The sequence below is a fragment of the Chitinophaga sp. 22308 genome, from assembly GCF_052045305.1.
Classification (GTDB): domain Bacteria; phylum Bacteroidota; class Bacteroidia; order Chitinophagales; family Chitinophagaceae; genus Chitinophaga; species Chitinophaga varians_A.
In genome coordinates this window covers 444,040-467,166 of record NZ_JBQEOP010000003.1, presented here as the reverse complement: position 1 = coordinate 467,166, position 23,127 = coordinate 444,040, and the positions used below count along the sequence as shown (strand labels likewise).

Genomic DNA, 23,127 nt, shown 5'->3' with positions numbered 1-23,127 from the left:
CACCTGCCACCTTTCTTTTGATGACCTGTTACGCCCGCAGGATGTATGCATTAGTCCCGCGCTGCTGTTGTCATGGAATTCCATAGGGAGGTTATTATCGTTTTATAATTTATCCGTGAAAACTCAAGATATACCTGGTTGTTTATACGCGATTTGTACCCTATTCATTTAGCCGGAGGCTGATTGTGAAATTATAAAACGAGGACGCATGCGTAATTTTTATAGCGCCTATTGGTGGATTTTTTTGCTGAGGGGAATATTTGCGCTGGTGCTGGGATTGCTGGCTATTGTATGGCCGGGGGCTACCTTCACCACTTTGATTGTCTTTTTAGGAGCTTACCTTTTTATCGCCGGCGTTTTTGCGGTTGTAGGTGCTATCGCTGCCCGCAGGACTGCTGAAAACTGGGGGATATTTCTGTTGTCCGGTTTAATGGGTATTGTATTAGGCATCCTTACATTATACAATCCCTTTGCGACTGGTGCAGCTTTGATTTTTCTGGTAGGATTTTGGGCGATGCTGGCCGGTATTTTTGAAATCATTATTGCGATCAGGCTAAGAGCTTTAATAACCGGTGAAGGTTGGTATATCGCGGGCGGACTGCTGTCTATACTGTTCGGCATTCTGCTGTTGTCTAACCCCGAAACGGCTGCTATTACGCTGACATGGTTGTTTGGCTTTTATGCAGTGATATCGGGAGTCATGTTGATATCGTTATCGTTCCGGTTACGGAAAAAATAATAAGAAACGGAAGACCCTGTTGTTGTTCAACTAAATTATCCCCATATGCAAGCTTATTTTCTAACTAAAACGCTTATACGATGATGATCAGGACACCTGGTTAGAGGCGCCTGTTGCTGCGTCTGTCCGTTGGTGTTGATACCGCCGCGGAGCCGCCGCCGACAGGTGCCGGCAGTACACTGGTCCGGAGTACCGGTGGCTACCATTGCTGCCCCACTTTCGCACGCTTACTCCCTGACCCTCAAAAGGGTTAGCATGCTGTAGCCTATTTTGAAAACTTAAAGTTAACCGTTATGTCATCCACCGAATTCAACAACTTGTTACTGGGAAATGCTGATTTCCTGCGGCCGTATGCAGTTACGTTAACCAAAGACTCTGAATCCGCAAAGGACCTCTATCAGGAAACCTTGTTCAGAGCTTTGTCCAATCGTGATAAATATCTCGCCGGCACCAATATCCGGGCATGGTTGTATACCATCATGCGGAATATTTTTATCAATAACTACCGGAGAGGCAACCGTCAGTATAAATTGCTGGACAATGCCGTCGGCGATTACCTGTTGAGCCACCAGCCTTCCGCCATCGGCAATTTTGCCGAATCAGACCTGCGGGTGAAAGATGTACAGATGGCCGTTTACAATCTGCCGGTTATCTTTAAACAGCCTTTTTTGCTTTATTTCGAAGGATATAAATATTATGAAATCGCGGCCATCCTCAATGAACCGCTGGGTACTGTAAAAAGCCGTATCCATTTTGCGCGGAAAATGTTGAAAACCAGGATTACCAGGCACTAATACGATCAGGAATATTTACCAGTTGTGAGGCTTTTGAAAACCGGAGGCCCGGCAAACAGGACAAAATACCGGAAGCCGCTGTTCTATGAATACCCAGGAATGGGCTGAGATGTGTTATGATACGCCAGTAACCCGCGTTGCAGTAACCCCACTGCAGCTCAGATGGCCAGTATCTGTTGTGCTGAGTTTGCGGGCTTCGGTTCTGGCCGCAGCCCCGAAAGTGAACATACTTTCCTATCCGTTTTCATCATTTTAAAAAATATCCCATAACCGTCCCTTTCAGCCTGCTGGCCATATCCCGCCGGCAAAAGTCAGACGCATGTCCAACTGCCTCTGCAAAATCAGAAGAATCACAGTTTCATTTCGTACTTTTACACCCTCAAAAAAGTCTCAAAAAAGTCGTGATGAAGGCAAATTATTTAGACGAGCTTAACGAAAAACAGCGGGAAGCAGTAACACATATCAATGGCCCCCTGATGATCGTTGCAGGCGCCGGTTCGGGAAAAACAAAAGTACTGACCACGCGTATTGCACACCTGATGCGGAACGGGGTCGACGCGTTTAATATTCTGTCGCTGACTTTTACCAACAAAGCGGCACGTGAAATGAAGGAGCGTGTGGAAAAAATCCTGGGAGGCAGCGAAGCCCGCAACCTCTATATCGGTACCTTCCACTCCGTATTTGCCCGCCTTCTCCGTGCAGAAGCACACCGGCTGGGCTATCCCAACGATTTTACCATCTACGATGCAGATGACGCCAAAAGCGTGGTGAAAACCATAGTGAACGAGCTTAACCTCGACGATAAGCACTATAAACCCAACTTCTTATACAACCGGATCTCCGCTGCCAAAAACAGCCTCATGGGACCGGAAGAATATCAGCTCGACCATCTCGTACAACAGGAAGACATGCGGGCCAACAGGCCTCTGATCGGCAAGATCTACGATATGTACGCCAAACGCTGCTTTAAAAACGGCGCGATGGACTTCGATGATCTCCTCTTTAAAATGTACGTGCTGCTCAAAAGCTTCCCCGAAGTACTGCACAAATACCAGCATAAGTTTAAATATATCATGATCGATGAGTACCAGGATACCAACCCTGCTCAGTACGAGATCATCAAACTGCTGGGCGCTGTCAACGAAAACATATGCGTGGTAGGTGATGATGCCCAAAGTATCTACTCCTTCCGCGGCGCCACCATCCAGAACATCCTCCAGTTTGAAAAAGACTATGACGATGTAAAGGTGGTGAAACTGGAACAAAACTACCGCAGTACCAAGTCCATCCTGAGCGTGGCCAATGAAGTGATTGCCCATAACAAGGGACAGATCGAAAAAAACCTGTGGACCGACAATACGGAAGGTGATACCATCAAACTGGTACGCACCATGACCGATAATGAAGAGGGGAAATTCGTAGCGGACACCATCGCGGAACAAAAACTGCGCAACCACTACGAAAACCGTGATTTCGTTATCCTTTACCGTACCAACGCCCAGAGCCGTTCCTTCGAGGAAAGCCTGCGGCGGAAAGCCATTCCCTACCGCATCTTCGGCGGTCTTTCGTTCTACCAGCGTAAGGAAATCAAGGACTTTGTGGCCTACCTCCGTGTAACCATGAACACCCGTGACGAAGAAGCGCTGAAAAGAATTATCAACTACCCGGTACGTGGCATCGGTAAAACCACCCTGGAAAAAACCATTGTGCTCGCCAACGAACACAACATCACCATGTGGGAAGTGCTGGAAAGGGCCCGGGAGTTTGGTTTCAAAGGCGGCACCCTTGAGGCCATCGAAGCCTTTGTGGTGATGATTAAAAGTTTCCAGGCACTGCTGACCACGCACAACGCTTATGATGTAGCGGTAGTAGTAGGCAAATCCACCAATATCGTAAAAGAACTGTTCAACGATAAAACCACTGAAGGCCTCGCCCGCTATGAAAACGTGCAGGAATTGTTGAACTCCATCAAGGAGTTCACCGAAACGCCCGATGAAGAAGGCGAGCTGCTGGACAAAAGCATGGGCTCCTATCTGCAGCAGATCACACTGCTTACAGATGCAGACCAGGGCAACGACGAAGACAGCAATGTGGTGAAACTGATGACCATCCATGCGGCCAAAGGGCTGGAGTTCCCCGTGGTATTTACGGTGGGCCTCGAAGAAACCCTGTTCCCCAGCGGGATGTCTATCAATACCCGGGAAGAGCTGGAAGAGGAAAGGCGTTTGTTCTATGTGGCCATTACCCGCGCTAAAGCAAGGCTGTGGCTTACACACGCCAACAGCCGCTACCGCTTCGGTAACCTGGTACAGAATGAGCCCAGCCGCTTCCTGGAAGAGATGCCGGAGAAATTCATTGACCGCAGTTATGCCGGCGGCGGAAGTGTCCGCAACGCCTTTGGTGGCGGCAACACCGCCGGATGGGGCGGTGGCAGCAATATGGGCAATATGTTTGACCGGATGCAGAAAAAGACGCCCGGACAACCAGCCTCCCAGCCGTCTTCTCCCAAGCCGGCACCACGGCCGACTTCTCCCGCCACCACCCATGTGCCTACCCCAGGCTTCGCCCCGGATGATCCGGCAGGCATGGAACCAGGTATGCAGGTGGAGCACCAGAAATTTGGCTTCGGCACCATCATGGGCATGGAAGGCGCTCCCAACAACAGGATCGCGACAGTGGTTTTCCCTAAAGGCGGCGGCGAAAAGAAAATTATGCTTAACTACGCCAAGTTGAGGATCGTAAGATAACCTGCATGGGAAAAGAACTGGAGATGCTGCGCCGCTATTGTGCCTATCAGGAGCGGTGCCATCAGGAAGTGAAATATAAATGCCTGGAGCTGGGACTACGGGGCGATGCAGTGGAAGAAGCCATTGCGGAACTGATAGCAGACAATTTCCTGAATGAGGAAAGATATGCCAAAGCTTTTGCCGGCGGCAAATTCAGGATAAAACAATGGGGCCGCAATAAGATAAAGGCGGAACTGAAACAGAAACAGGTGTCTGACTACTGCATCCGCAAAGGGCTGGCAGAGATTGACGAAGACGACTACTACGCTGCATTGTTAAAGCTGGCTGACAGAAAATGGCAGTCACTAGACCGTGAAACTGCGCTCAAACGGCGGTACAAAACCACGCAACACCTTTTGCAGCGCGGATTTGAAAGCTCCCTGATTAACGATGTGCTTGAAGAAATTGCAAATAATGATGCCTGAAATCAACATAATTTGAAAAGTTTCTAATGCCTCAGGCAGTACATTTGTAGCTATAATACCCGATAATGGCAGATTTAAAAGTTACACTGATACAATCCCGGCTTTACTGGGAGGATATTGCGGCAAACCTGCAGATGTTCGATGAAAAAATCGACAGCATTGGTGAGCGGACAGAAGTGGTATTTTTACCCGAAATGTTCAGCACCGGCTTCAGCATGCAGCCGGAGAAACTGGCGGAAACCATGGACGGAAGCGCTGTGCAGTGGATGAAGAAAAAGGCTGCGGAAAAAAATATCATACTCACCGGCAGCCTGATCATCGAAGAAAATGGTCATTATGTAAACCGCCTCATCTGGATGCTGCCCAACGGCACCTATGGCACCTACGATAAGCGCCACCTGTTTGGTTATGCCGGCGAACATGAGCATTACCAACCGGGCAACAAACGGCTGATTGCCCAGGTGAAAGGCTGGAAAATCAATCTGAATATCTGTTATGATATGCGTTTCCCGGTATGGGCCCGCAATACCATCCAGGAAGACGGCACCCCCGCCTATGATGTGCTGGTATATGTGGCCAACTGGCCGGAACGCCGCAGCACCGCATGGACCACACTGCTGCAGGCCCGCGCCATCGAAAACCAGTGTTACGCTATCGGCGTTAACAGAGTCGGCGATGACGGCAATAAAATCTACCACAGCGGAGAAACCAGCCTGATAGACCCTATGGGAGAAATCATTTACCGTAAATCACATGACGAGGATATTTTTACGTATACCCTTCAACGTGACAGGCTGGAAGAAGTCAGGAAAAACATTCCTTTCCTGAAAGATGCCGATAACTTCACTATTCTCAGTAACGAACTCGTTTAACCTTTATCATAGATGCTCCTGCAGGCCGTACACCACATCGCTGTTATTTGTGCTGATTACCATCGTAGCAAAGCCTTTTATACCGATGTGCTGGGCTTGCAGGTCATCCGGGAGGTATACCGTGAAGAGCGGGACTCCTGGAAGCTGGACCTGGCGCTGGGCGACCAGTACGTGATAGAGCTTTTTTCTTTCCCCGATCCGCCTCCGCGCCCCAGCCGGCCCGAAGCCTGTGGCCTCCGTCACCTTGCCTTTGCGGTGAACGATATCGCTGCTGTGGTACAGCAACTGCAACAGAAAGGCGTAACCACCGAACCCATTCGCACAGACCCTTACACCAGTAGGCGTTTCACTTTTTTTACTGACCCTGATGGCCTACCTTTAGAGTTGTACGAGCAACCCTAATACACTTCGCCATGCCCGCTATTTATACAAACGCCCTGATATTCACCGGCGACCGGATTCTCAGTGACCACGCGGTGGTGACGGACGGTCATGTGATTACAGGCATCGTACCGGCTTCCGAATACAAAGGCCATCCTGATGTGACAGACCTGGAAGGAGGCTTCATGGCGCCGGCTTTCGTGGATTTACAGGTGTATGGCGGTAATGGCAGCGTATTCTTCCTGGACCCGTCCGTAGAAAGCCTCCGGGCCACCTATGAAGCCAGTAAGGCCGGCGGCGCCGCCCATATTATGCCTACGCTGGCCACTATAGCGCCGGAGAAAGTGTTGCTGGCCATACAGGCTGTCAGGGACTACTGGCAGGAAGGCGGGAAAGGTGTGCTGGGGTTGCATCTGGAAGGCCCTTTTATCAATCCGGTAAAAAAGGGAGCGCATCTTGAAAAGTACATCCATCCGCTTACCCGCGAAGATGTAAACTGGATACTACATCACGGCAAAGACGTGGTGAAGATGATCACCCTGGCGCCGGAATGCTGCGATCCCGCACTGGTAAAGGAATTACAGGATGCTGACATCACTATTTTTGCGGGCCACAGCAATGCTACCTATGCAGAGGCAATAGCCGCTTTCGAAAACGGGATTCATCATGTAACGCACCTGTTCAATGCCATGTCGCCGCTGGAAAGCCGCGCTCCCGGGCTGGTGGGAGCGGTATACAACCAACCTAAAATATTCGCCAGTATTGTGGCAGACGGTGTGCACGTGGATTTCGCCACGGTCAGCATCAGCCACAAGATCATGGACGGCCGCCTTTTTCTGATCTCTGATGCAGCAGCAGAAAACCATGAAGGGGACTATATCTATATACAACAGAAAGACCGCTATGTAAACGCAGCAGGCGTACTGGCCGGTTCCCGGCTGACCATGCTGCAGGCGGTACACAACTGTGTGGAGAAGGCCGGCATACCATTACATACCGCCCTTCAGATGGCGTCCCTTTACCCGGCGCGGGCTTTGCGCCTCCACAACCGGTTAGGGCGCATCGAAACAGGCTATGAGGCGGCCTTTATCGTGCTGCGGGACCACTGGGATATGACAGTTTACTGTTAATACTACTATCTTCGCAGGATAAATCACCATTTCATTAGCGCATGGATGCCATAATCCGTTTTTTTACGAGACGCCAGTACAAGAACCTGTTCCTGTTGACCTGGTTGGTCCTGGGCCTCTTACAAGCCTGTTTTTCTGATCTGTGGGATGATGAAGCCTATTATTGGGTGTATTCCCGTCACATGGACTGGGGATATTTTGATCATCCGCCGATGATAGCCCTCCTCATAAAAATGGGCTACGGCATTTTTCATAATGAACTGGGCGTCCGGCTGTTTATTGTGCTGATCAATACCGCCACCTTGTGGATCACCTCCCGGCTGATTGCTTCTAAAGACAATATCCTGTTTTACCTGATCATGGGCGCCATGGGCGCTATGCAGATAGGCGGCATGCTGGCCGTGCCGGACCTTCCGCTGATATTTTTTGCGGCAGTTTATTTCTGGGCCTACCGTTATTTCCTGGCCAGCCAGAACTGGCGTAACACACTGTTGCTGGGCGTTGCCATGGCATTGATGTTTTACAGCAAGTACCATGGCATATTGCTGGTGTTCTTTACGGTATTGTCCAACATGAACCTGTTGCGGGTGGGCAAGTTCTGGGCTGCCTGTATCATCACGACCATTCTCTTTTTCCCGCATATTTACTGGCAGTACACACATGGTTTCCCTTCCCTTCAGTACCACCTGGTAGAACGCAATGCCTCGTCTTATGATATCACGTACACGCTTGATTACCTGGGCGGGCAGCTGCTGTTGTTTGGGCCGTTGCTGGGCTGGCTATTGTTGTACTACGCTTTCCGTTGCCCTATTCAGAACACCTTTGAGCGCGCGCTGAAATTCAGCCTGATCGGGGTATTGGTGTTTTTCGCTATCAGCACCTTCAAGGGAAGAGTAGAGGCCAACTGGACGGTGATGGTGTTTACGCCGGTGGTGATCCTGGCCCATCAGGCGATCATTCGCAAAGGCTGGTCCCGCAAGCCATTGTTATATACGTTGCCTGTTTCGTTGTTACTGGTATTGGTAACGCGGATATACATGGTCTGGGATTTTATGCCCGGTGTGGAAGTAAGGCCGGAGATACATCACAACAAAGAATGGACATCGGCGCTGGCCGCCCGTGCGGAAGGCCGTCCGGTGGTGTTCGTGAACAGCTACCAGCTGCCTTCCAAGTATATGTTCTATACAGGCAACTTATCGTATAGCCTTAACAGTCGCTATTCCCGGCGTAGCCAGTATAATTTCTGGGACACGGAAACGCAGCTGTGGGGCAAACCGGCCATGGTCGTATTTGAGCCGGGTATTGATATGCCCGTAACGGACAGTATCAAAACCATCCGCGGAACGTGGGACATCAATATACAGCCGGCTTACTATTCTTATTCACTGGTGCAGATGAAGGCGGGGTTACAGCGTATCAAGGCCCGTCCGCGCGAGCAGGTAAATGTGCTGTTGCAGCCGAACAACGGGTATAAAATGCCGCTTCCAATAAACCGCGACAACCCGCCCATGCTGGGTTATGGCTTCTCCCAAAAGGATGAATATTTACCGGTGGTAAAATCGGACCTGACGCTCGAACGTGCTATGCTGCGCCGGGTGGTGACTATGCCGGTAACGATGCCGGACAAACCGGGTGAATACCTGCTGAAGTTCTGTGTGTTTGCAGGAGATTTACCGCCTACCCATAATAGTCAGGGGATTAAGGTGACAGTCGTAAAATAATTTTAGGGATTTTGATTTTCCGATAAAAGAAGAAGACCGAAGCGATCAAATTATTCGCTTCGGTCTTCTTCTTTTATCATTCTGCAAAATCAAAAAATCCCTAAATGCTATTGCTGGAAGGCATTCCAGCCTTGTGCCACCAACTTGAATTTGTTGCCGCCTTTGGTGTGGATATGAGCGCCTTCGGCGATGTCCGCCATATAGCCGATCACACTGATTTGTTCATTGAGAACGATTTTATCATAATCCTGTTGTTTCATGGTGAAGAGCAGCTCGTAGTCTTCTCCGCCGCTGAGTGCGCAGGCGGTGGGGTCCAGGCTGAATTTCAGGGCCATTTCCTTGCTTTCCTGTGCAATGGGGATTTTGTCTTCATACACTACTACGCCCAGGTTGCTTTGTTTGGCGATGTGGAGTATTTCAGAGCTGAGGCCATCGCTCACGTCCATCATGGAAGTGGGCACAATTTCCTGTTCGTGCAGGAATTCGATGATGTCTTTGCGGGCTTCCGGCTTCAGTTGCCGGCCGATGATATAGGTCTGGTCTTCCAGATCGGGTTTAACGTCCGGGTTTTCCAGGAAAATTTTCTTTTCTCTTTCCAGCAGGGTAAGGCCAAGGTATGCAGCGCCCAGATCGCCTGTAACGCAGAGCAGGTCGCCTTTCTGGGCGGTAGACCTTTTCACGAACTGATCGGGGGTAACTTCGCCGATGGCAGTCACACTGATGATAAATCCTTTCTGAGAGTTGCTGGTATCGCCGCCGATGAGGTCTACGCCGTATTTTTCGCAGGCGGCATATACGCCTTCATAAAATTCGTTCAGGGCTTCCAGTGATACTTTGTTGGAGAAGGCCACGCTCATGGTGATCTGAGTGGGAGTGGCGTTCATGGCATAGATATCGGAGAGGTTGACCACTACTGATTTATAGCCGAGGTGTTTCAGGGGCGTATACATCAGGTCGAAGTGGATGCCTTCCACCAGCATGTCCGTGCTGATAACGGTTTGTTTGCCGAAATGGTCGATGACGGCGGCATCGTCGCCTACACCGAGTACGGTGCTGGCATTTTGTATTTCTATGTTCCTGGTGAGATAGTCGATAAGGCCAAATTCACCCAGATCTTTTATTTCTGTTCTTTCTTCCATGTTTTCCAATACTTATTTACCGTTAATGAGGTGCTGCAATTCACTATGGATATGGCCGTTGGTGGCCAGTATATCTTTTTGATAGGGAGAATATTTGTCACCGGAGAAGTGGGTCACTTTGCCGCCTGCTTCTTCTACCATGAGGTAGCCGGCAGCGCTGTCCCAGGCCTGGAGGTGATGTTCCCAGAAGCCATCGAACCGACCGCAGGCCACCCAGCAGAGGTCTATGGCCGCGGAGCCCAGGCGGCGCACGGGAATACCCTGCTTAATTACGCTGGTGAGCACCTGTAAAGGGTTGTTGTCACTTTCTTCCCATTTGTAGGGAAATCCGGTCACCAGGCAGGAGGTGGCTACGTTTGCTTTGGCAGACACATGGATGGGTTTATCGTTCAGGGTGGCGCCCTTACCTTTTTCGGCGATAAACAGCTCGTTCATAAAAGGATTGTATACCGCTCCCAGCACCATTTCCCCTTCTTTTTCCACGCCTATGGAGACGCAGCAGATGGGAATACCATTGGCAAAATTGACCGTGCCGTCTATCGGGTCAATAATCCACTTAAAAGCAGAATCTGTTTGGATGGCGCCCACTTCCTCACTGAGAATGAAGTGGTCAGGGTAAGTCTGGCGTATTACCTCGATAATTACCGCTTCAGATTTTTTATCCGCCTCTGTTACGAGGTCGTTGACTGTGCTTTTGCTGCTCACTTCAAATGCCCCGTTAAAATATTGTTGGAGTATTTTTCCGCCGGCTTCTGTAGCTTTGAGTAAAGTAGATTTTAGCATGCCGCAAAGGTAAAAACGAATTATCAATTGCCGGTTGCCAATTTTACAGCGTTATTATTAAAAAATACATGTGTTATTCGTTAACTTGCAACCTATAACTGGTAATTCGCGTTTATATTCATTATTCAACTTATTTTTGCAGTTCATTTAAAGAGAGGGAAAGTTAATGGCCATCATAGGTAATCTGATTTCCAGGTCACTACGTATCAGGAAGAAGTTCACGTTTAAGTTAGGTACACCTCGCCAATACCAGCTGCAGGTGCTGCACCGTCTGTTGGAGAAGGCCAAGGATACTGAGTTTGGCCGGCACTACGATTTCCAGGACATTTTGGACAGTCCGAATTTTATCGGTCAGTACCGGGAGAAAATACCTGTGCATAACTACAGTAAGATGCACAAAGAGTGGTGGTACCGCTGCCTGGAAGGGGAAGCTAACGTAAGCTGGCCCGAGAAGATCAAGTATTTTGCGCTGAGCTCCGGTACGTCCGAGTCTGCCAGCAAGCATATTCCTGTTACCAAAGCCATGTTGAAGACGGTGAAGAAGGTAGGAGTGAAGCAGTTGTACTCCATGGTCAACTTCAACATTCCGCCAAAGTCTTTTACAAAAGGTATCCTGATGTTGGGAGGTACTACCTCCCTGTTTGAGAAGGGCGACTATTATGAAGGAGATATGAGTGGCATCCAGGCCAAGAATATCCCGAAGTGGTTCCGCCGTTTTTATAAGCCGGGGGGCAGCATTTCACGTAAGCCCAACTGGGAACAGCGTATCAAGCTGATCGTGCGTAAGGCGCCAACCTGGGACGTAGGCACCGTTTGTGGTGTGCCGGCCTGGGTACAGATCGTGTTTGAAGAGATCATCAAATACCACGGCGTAAAAAATATTCACGAAATATGGCCTAACCTGGCTATCTATATCCATGGCGGGGTGTCTTTTGAACCTTACCGGGATAGTTTCCAGAAACTGCTGGGCAAGCCGATCAACTTCATAGAGACCTACATGGCCTCTGAAGGCTCTTTCGGTTTCCAGGCACGCCCAAACGTAAGAGGCATCAAACTGGTGCTGAACGCCGGTATCTTCTACGAATTCATTCCTTTCAATGAGGAAAACTTCGACGCAGACGGGGAAGTAAAGCCTAATCCCAAATCTTACATGATCAACGAGGTGGTGGAAGATGTGGAGTATGCGGTGATGTTGTCTACCTGCGCAGGAGCCTGGCGTTACCTGATTGGTGACGTGGTGAAATTCACTTCCGTGAAGGAGCATGAAATCGTGATCGTAGGCCGTACGAAACAGTTCCTCAGCCTTGCCGGTGAGCATATGAGCGTTGACAATATGAACAAGGCTATCGACACGGTACAGAAGAAGATGGGCATTACCATCCGTGAGTTTACCGTGGCTGGTTTCCCTTACGAAAACCTGTTCGCGCACCGCTGGTATATTGGTACAGACCAACCGGTGGCCGATGTGGCTAAAATCCGGGAAATCATCGATCAGACCCTGGCTGAAGTGAACGATGACTATGCCGTGGAAAGAACTTCCGCGCTGAAAGAGGTGTTTGTGGAAGTACTGCCTAACGAAGTATTTATCGATTACCTGCGTTGCAAAGGCAAAGAAGGCGCGATGAATAAATTCCCACGGGTAATGAAAGGAGAAAAACTGAAAGACTGGGAGAAATTCCTGGCCGGTAAAACAGTGAAGCATCAGGCATAACCCGTGACCCCGAATATATACGCATGATAACATCAATTGTAGCTGGATTAGGACTGGGATTATTTCTGTCGTTATCGGTGGGGCCTGTAATATTCGCCATCATCAAGTACAGTATCAATAATGGTTTCAAGGCAGGTATCAGCTTTGCGCTGGGCGTGTCTATGAGTGATATTTTCTTTGTGGTGACCGGAAACCTGGCAACCTCCTTTATCAACGGACTGGAAGAATACAAACGTTCTATTGGCGTAGTAGGCGGTTTTCTGCTGATTGGCATGGGCCTTTACGGCCTTTTCTTCAAAAAGGTAAGGATCAGTACCGGTGATGAAAAACCGGAGATGTTCCGTACGCACGACTATCTGAAGATATGGCTGGCCGGCTTTCTGATGAACACCCTTAATCCCGGTGTAATCATTTTCTGGCTGGGCGTATGTGTGGCCAATGCCGCCACGTCTGTTGGCCACCGGTTCGTGATGTATGGCGTATGCCTGTCGCTCGTGCTCTCCGCTGATATCCTCAAAGTGTTCATCTCCGACAAAATCCGCCATAAACTCACACTCACCAATGTGGAATGGCTGAACCGTATAGCCGGTGTGAGCATGATCATCTTTGGAGTGGTGTTATTGTATAAGGTGATGTTTGAGCTGGGAACATTAGGCCACTAGATTATAAACGAGATTAAATAAGAAGCAGGAAGCCCGTTGATGTACTATCAACGGGCTTCCTGCTTCTTATAAATAGTTGTATGAAACTAGGCTGTAATTGTCCATGTTTCATTTCCTGCCAGTAACTTATCCAGATCGCCGGCTCCTTTTCTGGAGAGAGCATCTTCGAGTTGAGCGGCCATTACTGCTTCGTAGGTCGGACGTTGTGTCTGATAGAACACGCCGAAAGGCCGTGGCATATGTCCTTCGATACGCGGGTCGTCGAACAGGCGTGTCAGCAGCTGTGCTTTATAGAAGTCGCTTTCGTCGTGTATCCAGAGGTCGGCGGCGCTGTATTCGCTGCCCAGCTCCACTACAACAGGTTTGAGGCCGTCGAGGCGGATGCCTTTATTTTTCTGGGCGCCGAAGATCAGCGGTTGTCCTTGTTCTACGAACAGGGTTTCTTCTGCTTTGCTGGATTTTTCAGTGAATATCTCAAATGCGCCATCATTGAAGATGTTGCAGTTCTGGTATATTTCCAGGAAGGAAGCGCCTTTGTGGGCGTGGCTGCGTTTCAGCAGTTCCTGCAGGTGTTTCGGGTCACGGTCCATACTGCGGGCAATGAAGGTGGCGTCAGCGCCCAGTGCCAGTGCCAGCGGGTTGAACGGATGGTCGATACTGCCGAAAGGAGTGGACTTGGTCACTTTGTTCTCTTCGGAAGTAGGAGAGTATTGTCCTTTGGTGAGGCCATAAATCTGGTTGTTGAACAGCATCACGTTCACATCGAAGTTGCGGCGCAGCAGATGGATGGTGTGGTTACCACCAATAGACAGGCCGTCGCCGTCGCCGGTAACGATCCATACGCTCAGCTCAGGGCGGGTAGCCTTGAGGCCGGAAGCGATGGCGGTAGCACGCCCGTGGATCGAGTGCATGCCGTAAGTGTTCATGTAGTATGGAAAGCGCGAAGAACAGCCGATACCGGAAACGATCACAATATTTTCGCGGGGAATGCCCAGCGAAGGCATAATGGTTTGTACCTGTTTAAGTATAGAGTAGTCGCCGCAGCCAGGACACCAGCGCACTTCCTGGTCCGTTGCAAAATCTTTGGCTGTTAAGGCCTGCGGAGCTATAGTTGCTGTTGACATTTGTATGAGTTAAGTATATATGAGTATGTCTATATGTATCCTGTAAAGTTACTGATTATTCAGCTCTTCCCAATATTCAGCTGCCCGGCGGGTATGCGGAATAACAATTGTTCCGCCCACGATGTTGGCTACCGCAAAGATCTCATACATCTCTTCGGTACTGATGCCCTGTTCATGGCATTTGCCCAGATGGTATTTGATGCAGTCGTCGCAACGAAGCACCATAGAGGCTACCAGTCCCAGCATTTCCTTCGTCTTCGTGCTCAGCGCACCTTCGGCATAGGTGTTGGTATCGAGGTTGAACAGCCTGTTAATCACTTTGTTCTGCTTTCCCAGAATCACTTCGTTCATCTTACTGCGGTAGTCGTTGAACTCCTGAATCGTATTTGACATATATCCTCTTTATAAAAGTTTAACGGATGGTTTCACAGGATAAAGCTATGAAAGTGTTCACAAATATAGATTAATCTACTGATTAAGTGGACTGTTTGCCCTATAACCTATGATTATGGACAATAACAAAAAGTTATGTTGATAATTTCTTCATCAAAAAGGTCCATCGATATGGTGGACTATTTGTATATTGTCTGATATACCAACTTTCTTTTTGTCAACCAACAGATCTGAACCTCCGATTATGAAAAAAACGCTTTTTTATCGCCTGCTGGCCATTTCCATATGCACCGGCAGCACCCTGGTAGCGCAGGACAAAAAAATGCTGGGTTATACCGACAGTGAAGCTGCCCGCCAGCAACAGCTGGAAGCCCGCTTTGACCAGCATCTCAGCAGCAGCCATATTGGGGAAGCCATCAAGTCCCTTTCTGCCCAGCCACATCATATTGGCTCTGCAAGGGGAAAAGCCGTGGCAGATGATATCCTGCAACGTTTTAAAAGCTATGGCTGGGACGCGGAAATCGTTACCTACCAGGTACTATTCCCTACTCCTAAAGAACGCCTGCTGGAAATGACCGGTCCTACCACCTATAAAGCCGTTTTAAAGGAACCTGCCCTCAAAGAAGACGGCACCTCCGGCCAGGAAGGCCAGCTGCCGACTTATAACTGCTGGAGTGCCGACGGGGACGTAACAGCCCCACTGGTTTTTGTGAACTACGGCCTCCCGGAAGATTATGAATACCTGGAACGCGCCGGGGTTGATGTACGCGGTAAAATCGTCATCGCCAAATACGGCCGCTCCTGGCGTGGAACCAAACCTAAAGTGGCACAGGAACACGGCGCCATTGGCTGTATTATCTATTCCGATCCTAAAGATGACGGCTACTTTGCCGGCGATGTTTATCCACAGGGCGCCTTCAAAAATGAATACGGCGTACAACGCGGCTCTATCATGGACATGGTGATCTATCCCGGAGACCCGCTCACGCCCAATGTAGGCTCTACTGCCAATGCTAAAAGGCTGGACCGCCTGCAGGCACCCAATCTGCTGAAAATACCGGTACTGCCTATCAGCTACCACGACGCAGCCCCCTTGCTCAAAGCGCTGGACGGCCCCGTGGCGCCAGATGCATGGCGCGGCGCGCTGCCTTTCACCTATCACATAGGACCGGGAAAAACCAAAGTACATCTTAAACTGGCATTCGACTGGCAGATACGCCCCTGTCATAACGTGATCGCTAAATTGAAAGGCGCTGAAGAGCCGGACCAGTGGGTAGTACGCGGTAACCACCACGATGCCTGGGTTAATGGCGCAGCAGACCCTGTCAGCGGTCTGGCGGCATTGCTGGAAGAAGCCAAAGCCATCGGTGAACTGAGCAAGGAAGGCTTCAAACCCCGCCGCACCCTGGTGTACTGCGCCTGGGACGGGGAAGAGCCAGGACTTATCGGCTCCACTGAATGGGTGGAGGACCATGCAGCTGAACTGCAGGAGAAAGCCGTGGTATACATCAACTCCGACAACAACGGCCGCGGGTTCCTCAATGCCAGCGGCTCTCATGCGCTGGAGACGCTGATCAACCAGGTGGGCCGTGATATCATCGACCCGCAGACGAAAGTCAGCATACTCGCCCGCCGTCAGGCTGCCGACGTGCTTAGGGCCGCTACTGTCAAACAAAAGAAGGAAAAGCTGTCCCGCCAGGGAATTGCCATCAGCGCCATGGGCTCCGGTTCTGACTACTCTTCTTTCCTGCAACACCTGGGTGTGCCTTCGCTGGACCTCGGCTTCGGCGGGGAAGACGCAGGCGGTGAATACCATTCCATCTACGATTCCTATGATAACTATGTACGATTCAAAGATCCTACTTTCAGCTATGGCGTGGCGCTGTCACAGACTGCCGGCCATACCGCTTTACGTATAGCCAATGCAGTTACCCTGCCATTTGATTTCCGCAAACTGTATGAAACAGTGAACGGATACGTGAATGAGCTCACCGAGCTGGCCTCCGACCTGCGTGAGACCACCGCTGTGGAAAACCAGCTGATACGGGAAAATAAATACCAGCTGGCAACAGATACGGCCAAACACCTGTCTCCGCCCGCACCCAGGGCTGCTGTGCCTTACATCGATTTTAGCCCGCTGCAAAATGCGCTCGCGGCGCTGGACACCGTGACTCAGGGCTTTTCCGGTAAACTGGCCACAGGCAGGCCACAGCTCAACAAACAACTTTATCAGGCAGAACAACAGCTGCTCAGTGATAAGGGGCTGCCTTCCCGCCCCTGGTACAAACACACGCTATATGCCCCCGGGTTCTATACCGGCTATGGCGTGAAAACCATTCCCGGCGTAAGGGAAGCGCTCGAACAACGCCGCTGGAAAGAAGCCGGTGAGCAGATAGATGCTGCTGCGGCGGCTATCAACAGGCTGGCCAAATATCTTCAGGCATTAAGCAATAATTAAAATAGCAAAGGGCTGATCAGTTGATCAGCCCTTTGTGTTTGAATATAGTGAGCAGTTACCTGCCTTCTGCCATTTTCAGATAATCTTTTAATCCCAGGATAATTTTATTGATCAGTTCCTGCTGGAACTGAGGGTTTAGTATCTCTTCCTCATCGCCGGGGTTACTGATAAACAGTGTTTCTATAAGCGCGTCCGGGAATTCGGTCGGGTTGTTCAGGATAAAATTGAAGTCGCCGTTGTTTTTGAAATCGTTCAGGCCTGTTTCCAGCAGTCGCCGGTGAATAGCTGCATTCAACGGCTCGCAGAAAGGATGTTTATAGTAAGTGGCGGTACCCGAAACATCCACCGGGTTACCGGAAGAGTTGAGGTGTATGCTCAACAGCAGGTCCGGATTGGCGCGACGAAAGAGGGAGAGGCGGTCTTCATTGGCAACGAACTTTTCGGTAGTGCGGGTCATGATCACACTGGCGCCTTCTCTTTCCAGTGCTGTCTTCAGTTGCAGTGCCAGGTTGAGGGTCAGTGTTTTTTCATAAACACCGGTAAGGCCTACAGAACCCATATTACTGCCGCCATGCCCTGCGTCTACACCAATGACAAGGCCGCGCAGGGAAAGATTTTCCGGAACACGTTTAACCTTCACCGTTATACGGTTGCCTTCATAATAAATCTGATAACCCCATGGCGCATGTTTCAGGGAGATGGCCATGCGGAACACGTCATGTGCCGGCTGTTGCCACTGTACACCGTTAATTTCCCTTGTTCCCTGAAGAACGGAGCTGATGCCCTGTTCCGCATAGGCGCCATGTATATCCACTATGATTTTGCCGGGAGATACCGTCTGTGTGGAAGTGTAGGGCAGTTTATCCGACAGTTCCACTGATACGTAATCTGCTTTGTCGTCGCCCCACACTTTAGCGTCCGATACGATGCTCACGGCAGGGGACTCCTGCGGTATTTCGGTATCCACCAGTGCTTCAGGGATAAAGGCGGTCCTGTTGGACGACAGGCGCACTTTGAAATAATCGCCTTGCCGGCCGATGACATGCAGCAGCACATCTTTATCGAGGTAACCTATTTTGTCCGGCCCGAGGCGGTCGCCTTCCACAACGGAAGTAAGATAAGTCATGTTATCGATGGTGCGTCCCATCAGCGGGATGCCATGCGGCATCATACTGTAGCGGTAAGTGCTGTTCAGGATGGCGGTTTCGCTGCCGTTATGCAGGCGGACCTGTATTTTCCCGTTCAGCAGTGAGTCGGAAGGCTGGAGCACGTACATGCCGGTGTAATAACCAGCAACGCCGCCGGTTTGGGAGGCTGGCAATTCCCGCAACGGCACATTGTTGAACCAGGTGGCCCTGGCCCCGGGATAGCCTTTCATTTTTATATGCAGGGTATCACCTACAGACATTTCCAGGTTGCCTTTGGGGGATATCTCCATAAAGTCGATGCGGAAGGTGCTGGTCACACGGGGCGGTGGAACCGGTGCATAATACCAGGTGATGTTTTTCGTGTAGGTTTTACCGTTATCGTCTTCTGCAACGATGGTGAAAGTATTGCTGCCTTCTGTAAGTTCTTTTTTTACTGCAAAGGTGCCGGTGCTGTACACGTATACCTTTTCATTGTTGATAGTGACCTTGCAACCTGTGCAGGTCCTGCCGGCGATGAATTGCCGGGCGGTGCTTACATTGGTTTGTTCCCGGGAAGGTTGGCTCAGCCGGATAAACGCCTGGCTGCTGGCCCAAAGGGGAACTACAATGGCTATTAATGTCTGGAGTATTAATCTCGATACGTGCTTCATATCCCTGCGTAATCATGTAAAGATAAGAGGGAAATAGGAGAAAGCAATTGATATCTAATCATTTAGGGATTTTCGGATTTGTTGATTTCGGGGAGCTGTAAAGCGGATTAAAATCCCTGAAATCAACAAATCCGAAAATCAAAAAATCCCTAAATACTAAAAGATGTATTTATTTTCTGCAATGAGCTGGTCCGCTATTTTTCTGCGGGCTTCTTTTGCATTAAAAGGTTCTGCTTTGGTGAAGCGTTTAAGGCCCAACAGCATCATGCGCTGTTCGTCGCCTTCGGCGAACGCGTTGATGGCGTCTTTGCCGGATTTGTTGATACGGTCTGCCGCATCGTAGAGGTAGGTACGAACGATGTCTGTCTGCAGTGCAGCGGCAGCTTCGCCTTTATGTTGTACCAGTTTCATCAGGCGTAACAGGGCGCTTTCCGCCACAAAGGTTTCGATGGCCATGTCAGCGATGTTCATCAGTACTTCCTGTTCGGTTTCCAGCTTCATCATGAGTTTCTGGGCGGCGGCGCCGGCGGTCATGAGGATGGCTTTCTTGAAATTGACGAGGAGTTTTCTTTCCTTGCTGAAAGCACTTTCATCATCGCTGCCGAAGTCGGGGATGCTCATCAGTTCCTTCATGACGTTCATGGCCGGGTTCATGAGGTCCAGTTTTCCTTTCATGGCACGTTTCAGTGTCATGTCCAGTGTCAGCAGGCGGTTGATTTCGTTGGTGCCTTCGAAGATGCGGTTGATACGGGAGTCGCGGTAAGCTTTGGAGATGATGTACTCATCACTGAAGCCGTTACCTCCATGTATCTGAACGCCTTCATCCACCACATAATCCAGTACTTCGGAGCCGTTTACTTTCAGGATAGCGCATTCCACGGCGTATTCCTCTGCGGCGCCCAGCAGGGCTTCATTGAATGGTTTGCCGGAAGTGAGCAGTTCTTTTTCTTTCTCGTCGATCAGCTGTGCGGTACGGAAGAGGGCTGATTCAGCTGTCCAGGTACGGATGGCCATTTCGGCCAGTTTATGTTTGATGGCGCCGAAATTGGCGATCGGTTGTTTGAACTGGTGACGGGTGTTGGCATACTGGACCGTAGTGGTGATACACTTTTTGGCGGCGCCCAGGGCGGCGGCACAGAGTTTCAGCCTGCCGATATTGAGGATGTTGAAGGCTATCAGGTGTCCTTTGCCGATCACGCCCAACACGTTTTCCACGGGTATTTTAGCATCCTGGAAATAGATCTGGCGGGTGGAAGACCCTTTGATGCCCATTTTATGTTCTTCCGCTCCCAATGTGAAGCCGGGCGTACCTTTTTCCACAATAAAGGCGGTGAATTTATCACCGTCAATTTTGGCAAATACGGTAAATACGTCAGCAAAGCCGGAGTTGGTGATCCAGCTCTTCTGGCCATTGAGCACATAGTGTTTGCCGTCTTCAGTGAGTTTGGCGGTAGTTCTGGCGCCGAGGGCATCGGAACCGGAATCAGGCTCGGTGAGGGCATAAGCGCCTTTCATTTCACCGGTGGCCAGTTTGGGAATATATTTTTGTTTCTGCTCTTCTGTACCAAAATACAGGATAGGAAGTGAGCCAATGCCGGTATGGGCGGCCATAGCTACAGAAAACGAGTGACCGGCGCCCAGCCCTTCATTGATGATGGTGGCTGTTACAAAATCTTTTCCCAGCCCGCCGTATTCCTCGGGGAAGGATGCACCCAGCAGGCCCTGCTCACCTGCCTTCTCCAGCAGGGAAGGCATCAAACCTTCTTCCAGCTTATCAATCCGGTCAACGATCGGCGTTATTTCCTTGCTGATGAACTGATCGGCCATGTCTTTAATCATCAGCTGCTCTTCCGAAAAATCTTCGGGGGTAAACACATCCTCCGGTACACTTTCCCTGATCAGGAACTCTGCGCCTTTCAGCGCCTGCTTATTGTCAACTGTTGCGTCCATGTTTTCTGATTTTTTTGGTACTTCCGTAATTTACCGAATTAACCTGAAATATAACCATGCCGGCCGCCCCCCTGATTTATTCACTGCTCCCCGGCGCCGGTGGGCCGGCCATTTGCCCGCCGGACAACCGTTCCCGGGAAAAATTTTTAACAAAACCGAAACAGTTGCCCATTTAACCAGGTACTTATTTTTTCATTTTCTCATTTCATGAAACCTGGTTGCCGCCAAATAGAAAAATGAAAAAATATCTAAATATCTAAATGGCTACGGTTTTTTCCCTATCATTGTTCCCCCTTATGGATTTTTATCTGCCATATGCTAAAAGCCGGTTCCATGGAATCAGTAGCGGAACAGGGCCACAGTTGCTGATCTGCCTGCACGGGTTCGGTGAAAGTGCCGCCCACTTTGCACCACTGGCGGAAGGCCTGGGCGACCGGTTTACCATCGTGGCGCTGGATATGCCGCTGCATGGGGACACCAGCTGGGAGGAAGACCGCCCCTTTGAAAAGTCAGACCTGAAGGCGGTAGTGGAGATGGTATTGCGGGAACATGAAAAGGAGCACTTTTCACTGCTGGGTTACAGCATGGGAGGGCGGCTGGCGCTTTGCCTGGTGGAAATCATGGCTGACCGCATTGATAACCTGGTCATGCTGGCGGCGGACGGCCTCCGGAACAACCCCTGGCATATGTTTGTAACACAGACCAGCATAGGGAACCGTATTTTTAAATATAATACTGATAATCCCCGGCTGTTCTTTACCCTGCTGGAACTATGGCGTAAATTGGGGCTGCTGAACCAGAGCGTGTATAAGTTCGCGTTACACCGGATGAACCAACAAGTCAAAAGAGAGCAGGTATATAATATCTGGACACTGATGCGCCGGATGATGCCGGATAAAAAAAAGTGCAGACAACTATTGGGGGAACATCACATTTTTACGCTCCTGATATTTGGAAAATATGACCGGGTAATACCGCCTGTTCTGGGTACCCGGTTTATGGATGGTTCATTTCCCTGCAAAATGCTGGTCCTGGACAAAGGGCACCAGCTGATTTCAAAGGAGCTGGCCTCCGTTATTAAAACAAACCTGACCTGAATGTATTTTTTCTTGATCGTTGCAGCCTTACTGGCATTTGGATATGGATTGTTAATGTTATGGTATAGCCGCGGCTGGAGGAAGCTGCCGGAATTTGTGCCGGCGCAGCCCATAAAAGGAACTACAACTGTAACGGTTATTATTCCTGCACGGGACGAGGAAGAAAACCTGCCGGTGCTGTTAAAGGCGCTGCAACAGCAAACATATCCCGTTGACCTGTTGGAGGTGATCGTTGTAGATGATTTTTCCACAGATGATACAGCGGGCATTGTTACCCGTTTTCCGGCGACCAACGTCCGTCTGCTGAAGATGGAAGACATGCTCACCAAAAACGAACGCCTGAACGCCTATAAGAAGAAGGCCATTTCTATGGCTATTGAAAGGGCCAAGGGTGACCTCATCGTGACTACCGACGCGGATTGTGTTATGGGGCCTAAGTGGATAGAAACCATTGTCCGGTTTTATGAAACCCATCGGCCGAAGTTTATCGCGGCACCGGTGAGCTTCTTCAGGGAACGTAATTTCTTCATGAAACTGCAATCGCTCGATTTTATGACGATGCAGGGTATTACAGGAGCAGTAGCCCGGCTGAAGTCAGGTACCATGTGCAATGGCGCCAATCTGGCTTATGAGAAGAGCGTTTTCCATTCAGTGGGTGGCTTTGCGGGGATTGATAATATCGCCTCCGGCGATGACATGTTGTTGATGTACAAAATCTATAACGCTTTCCCTGATGGCGTGATGTACCTGAAAAATGACGACGTGATCGTACGTACGTTACCGGTAGAGACCCTGCGCGGGTTTATGAACCAGCGTATCCGCTGGTCTTCCAAGGCTGATAAATATGAGGACCGTCGCCTTACGTGGATGCTCCTGCTGGTATATTTTTTCAATGTGGCCTTGCTGGCCATGGGGGCCATTGCATTGTTTATACCGCATTGGTGGCCTGCCTTCCTGATCCTGATGTTATTCAAGGTGACCGTTGAGCTGTATTTCCTGGTGCCGGTAGCAGGATTTTTCCACAAGACAGCTTTACTGGTATGGTTTATACCGGGGCAAATATTTCATATTCCTTATATTGTTCTCGCCGGCTGGTTGGGCAAGTTTGGCAGTTATCAGTGGAAAGGCCGGAAGGTGACTTGATTTCTTCATTTCTTCATTTTA

General features: G+C 49.9%; 19 protein-coding genes. 13 read left to right on the top strand and 6 right to left on the bottom strand.

Going from position 1 to position 23,127, the window contains the following annotated elements; translation table 11 throughout:
• Positions 1-208 precede the first annotated feature (208 nt).
• The 8 genes from ACTJJS_RS13635 to ACTJJS_RS13600 all read left to right on the top strand — a co-directional run bounded on the left by ACTJJS_RS13635 (position 209) and on the right by ACTJJS_RS13600 (position 8,848).
• Entirely contained in the window at positions 209-739 is a 531-nt protein-coding gene (locus ACTJJS_RS13635; protein WP_440664110.1) for an HdeD family acid-resistance protein, read from the top strand.
• Between the two features lie 293 nt (positions 740-1,032).
• Positions 1,033-1,533: an RNA polymerase sigma factor gene (locus ACTJJS_RS13630; protein WP_078669945.1), complete on the top strand. Its 501-nt coding sequence runs from the start codon at positions 1,033-1,035 to the stop codon at positions 1,531-1,533.
• A 404-nt stretch (positions 1,534-1,937) separates the two neighbouring features.
• The gene (locus ACTJJS_RS13625; RefSeq protein WP_440664109.1) at positions 1,938-4,280 is read left to right on the top strand and encodes an ATP-dependent helicase; all 2,343 of its coding nucleotides are present in this window, start codon (positions 1,938-1,940) and stop codon (positions 4,278-4,280) included.
• 5 nt (positions 4,281-4,285) lie between these two features.
• A complete protein-coding gene (locus ACTJJS_RS13620; RefSeq protein ID WP_440664108.1) occupies positions 4,286-4,744 on the top strand; it encodes a regulatory protein RecX in 459 nt (152 codons plus the stop codon).
• Between the two features lie 65 nt (positions 4,745-4,809).
• Positions 4,810-5,616 carry an amidohydrolase gene (locus tag ACTJJS_RS13615; RefSeq protein WP_343744718.1) on the top strand — a complete coding sequence of 269 codons (807 nt, stop codon included), beginning with the start codon at positions 4,810-4,812 and terminating at the stop codon, positions 5,614-5,616.
• Positions 5,617-5,628: 12 nt separating this feature from the next.
• Complete coding sequence (locus ACTJJS_RS13610) at positions 5,629-6,018, top strand: VOC family protein (protein WP_440664107.1); 390 nt, start codon at positions 5,629-5,631, stop codon at positions 6,016-6,018.
• An 11-nt stretch (positions 6,019-6,029) separates the two neighbouring features.
• Positions 6,030-7,127 carry an N-acetylglucosamine-6-phosphate deacetylase gene (nagA, locus tag ACTJJS_RS13605; protein ID WP_440664106.1) on the top strand — a complete coding sequence of 366 codons (1,098 nt, stop codon included), beginning with the start codon at positions 6,030-6,032 and terminating at the stop codon, positions 7,125-7,127.
• A 41-nt stretch (positions 7,128-7,168) separates the two neighbouring features.
• Positions 7,169-8,848, top strand: a complete 1,680-nt coding sequence (locus ACTJJS_RS13600) for an ArnT family glycosyltransferase (protein WP_343744721.1) — start codon at positions 7,169-7,171, stop codon at positions 8,846-8,848.
• 107 nt (positions 8,849-8,955) lie between these two features.
• On the opposite strand, the gene thiL is transcribed toward ACTJJS_RS13600, so the two are convergent.
• Together thiL and ACTJJS_RS13590 are read right to left on the bottom strand one after the other, a co-directional pair.
• Positions 8,956-9,987 carry a thiamine-phosphate kinase gene (thiL, locus tag ACTJJS_RS13595; RefSeq protein ID WP_168871132.1) on the bottom strand — a complete coding sequence of 344 codons (1,032 nt, stop codon included), beginning with the start codon at positions 9,985-9,987 and terminating at the stop codon, positions 8,956-8,958.
• A gap of 12 nt (positions 9,988-9,999) precedes the next feature.
• Positions 10,000-10,770 (bottom strand): inositol monophosphatase family protein, encoded by a 771-nt coding sequence (locus ACTJJS_RS13590; protein WP_440664105.1) that lies wholly within the window; start codon positions 10,768-10,770, stop codon positions 10,000-10,002.
• A gap of 166 nt (positions 10,771-10,936) precedes the next feature.
• On the opposite strand from ACTJJS_RS13590, the gene ACTJJS_RS13585 reads away from it, so the two are divergent.
• Both ACTJJS_RS13585 and ACTJJS_RS13580 read left to right on the top strand, forming a co-directional pair.
• Entirely contained in the window at positions 10,937-12,481 is a 1,545-nt protein-coding gene (locus ACTJJS_RS13585; protein ID WP_168871134.1) for a GH3 family domain-containing protein, read from the top strand.
• A gap of 23 nt (positions 12,482-12,504) precedes the next feature.
• Positions 12,505-13,143 carry a LysE family translocator gene (locus ACTJJS_RS13580; RefSeq protein ID WP_168871135.1) on the top strand — a complete coding sequence of 213 codons (639 nt, stop codon included), beginning with the start codon at positions 12,505-12,507 and terminating at the stop codon, positions 13,141-13,143.
• A gap of 86 nt (positions 13,144-13,229) precedes the next feature.
• On the opposite strand, the gene ACTJJS_RS13575 is transcribed toward ACTJJS_RS13580, so the two are convergent.
• Both ACTJJS_RS13575 and ACTJJS_RS13570 read right to left on the bottom strand, forming a co-directional pair.
• Positions 13,230-14,267: a 2-oxoacid:ferredoxin oxidoreductase subunit beta gene (locus tag ACTJJS_RS13575; protein ID WP_168871136.1), complete on the bottom strand. Its 1,038-nt coding sequence runs from the start codon at positions 14,265-14,267 to the stop codon at positions 13,230-13,232.
• 48 nt (positions 14,268-14,315) lie between these two features.
• A complete protein-coding gene (locus ACTJJS_RS13570; RefSeq protein WP_168871137.1) occupies positions 14,316-14,660 on the bottom strand; it encodes a carboxymuconolactone decarboxylase family protein in 345 nt (114 codons plus the stop codon).
• A 244-nt stretch (positions 14,661-14,904) separates the two neighbouring features.
• Here ACTJJS_RS13570 and ACTJJS_RS13565 point away from each other — a divergent pair, with 244 nt between their 5' ends.
• The gene (locus ACTJJS_RS13565; protein WP_440664104.1) at positions 14,905-17,118 is read left to right on the top strand and encodes a transferrin receptor-like dimerization domain-containing protein; all 2,214 of its coding nucleotides are present in this window, start codon (positions 14,905-14,907) and stop codon (positions 17,116-17,118) included.
• A 55-nt stretch (positions 17,119-17,173) separates the two neighbouring features.
• Here the strand turns inward: ACTJJS_RS13565 and ACTJJS_RS13560 are convergent, their stop codons facing one another.
• Positions 17,174-18,916: an N-acetylmuramoyl-L-alanine amidase gene (locus ACTJJS_RS13560; RefSeq protein ID WP_440664103.1), complete on the bottom strand. Its 1,743-nt coding sequence runs from the start codon at positions 18,914-18,916 to the stop codon at positions 17,174-17,176.
• 156 nt (positions 18,917-19,072) lie between these two features.
• Positions 19,073-20,866 carry an acyl-CoA dehydrogenase family protein gene (locus ACTJJS_RS13555; protein ID WP_343744726.1) on the bottom strand — a complete coding sequence of 598 codons (1,794 nt, stop codon included), beginning with the start codon at positions 20,864-20,866 and terminating at the stop codon, positions 19,073-19,075.
• A 296-nt stretch (positions 20,867-21,162) separates the two neighbouring features.
• Between ACTJJS_RS13555 and ACTJJS_RS13550 the strand changes: the two genes are divergently transcribed.
• Positions 21,163-21,963, top strand: coding sequence for an alpha/beta hydrolase (locus tag ACTJJS_RS13550; RefSeq protein WP_440664102.1), 801 nt, complete (start codon positions 21,163-21,165; stop codon positions 21,961-21,963).
• Positions 21,964-23,106: a glycosyltransferase gene (locus ACTJJS_RS13545; protein ID WP_440664101.1), complete on the top strand. Its 1,143-nt coding sequence runs from the start codon at positions 21,964-21,966 to the stop codon at positions 23,104-23,106.
• Positions 23,107-23,127 lie beyond the last annotated feature (21 nt).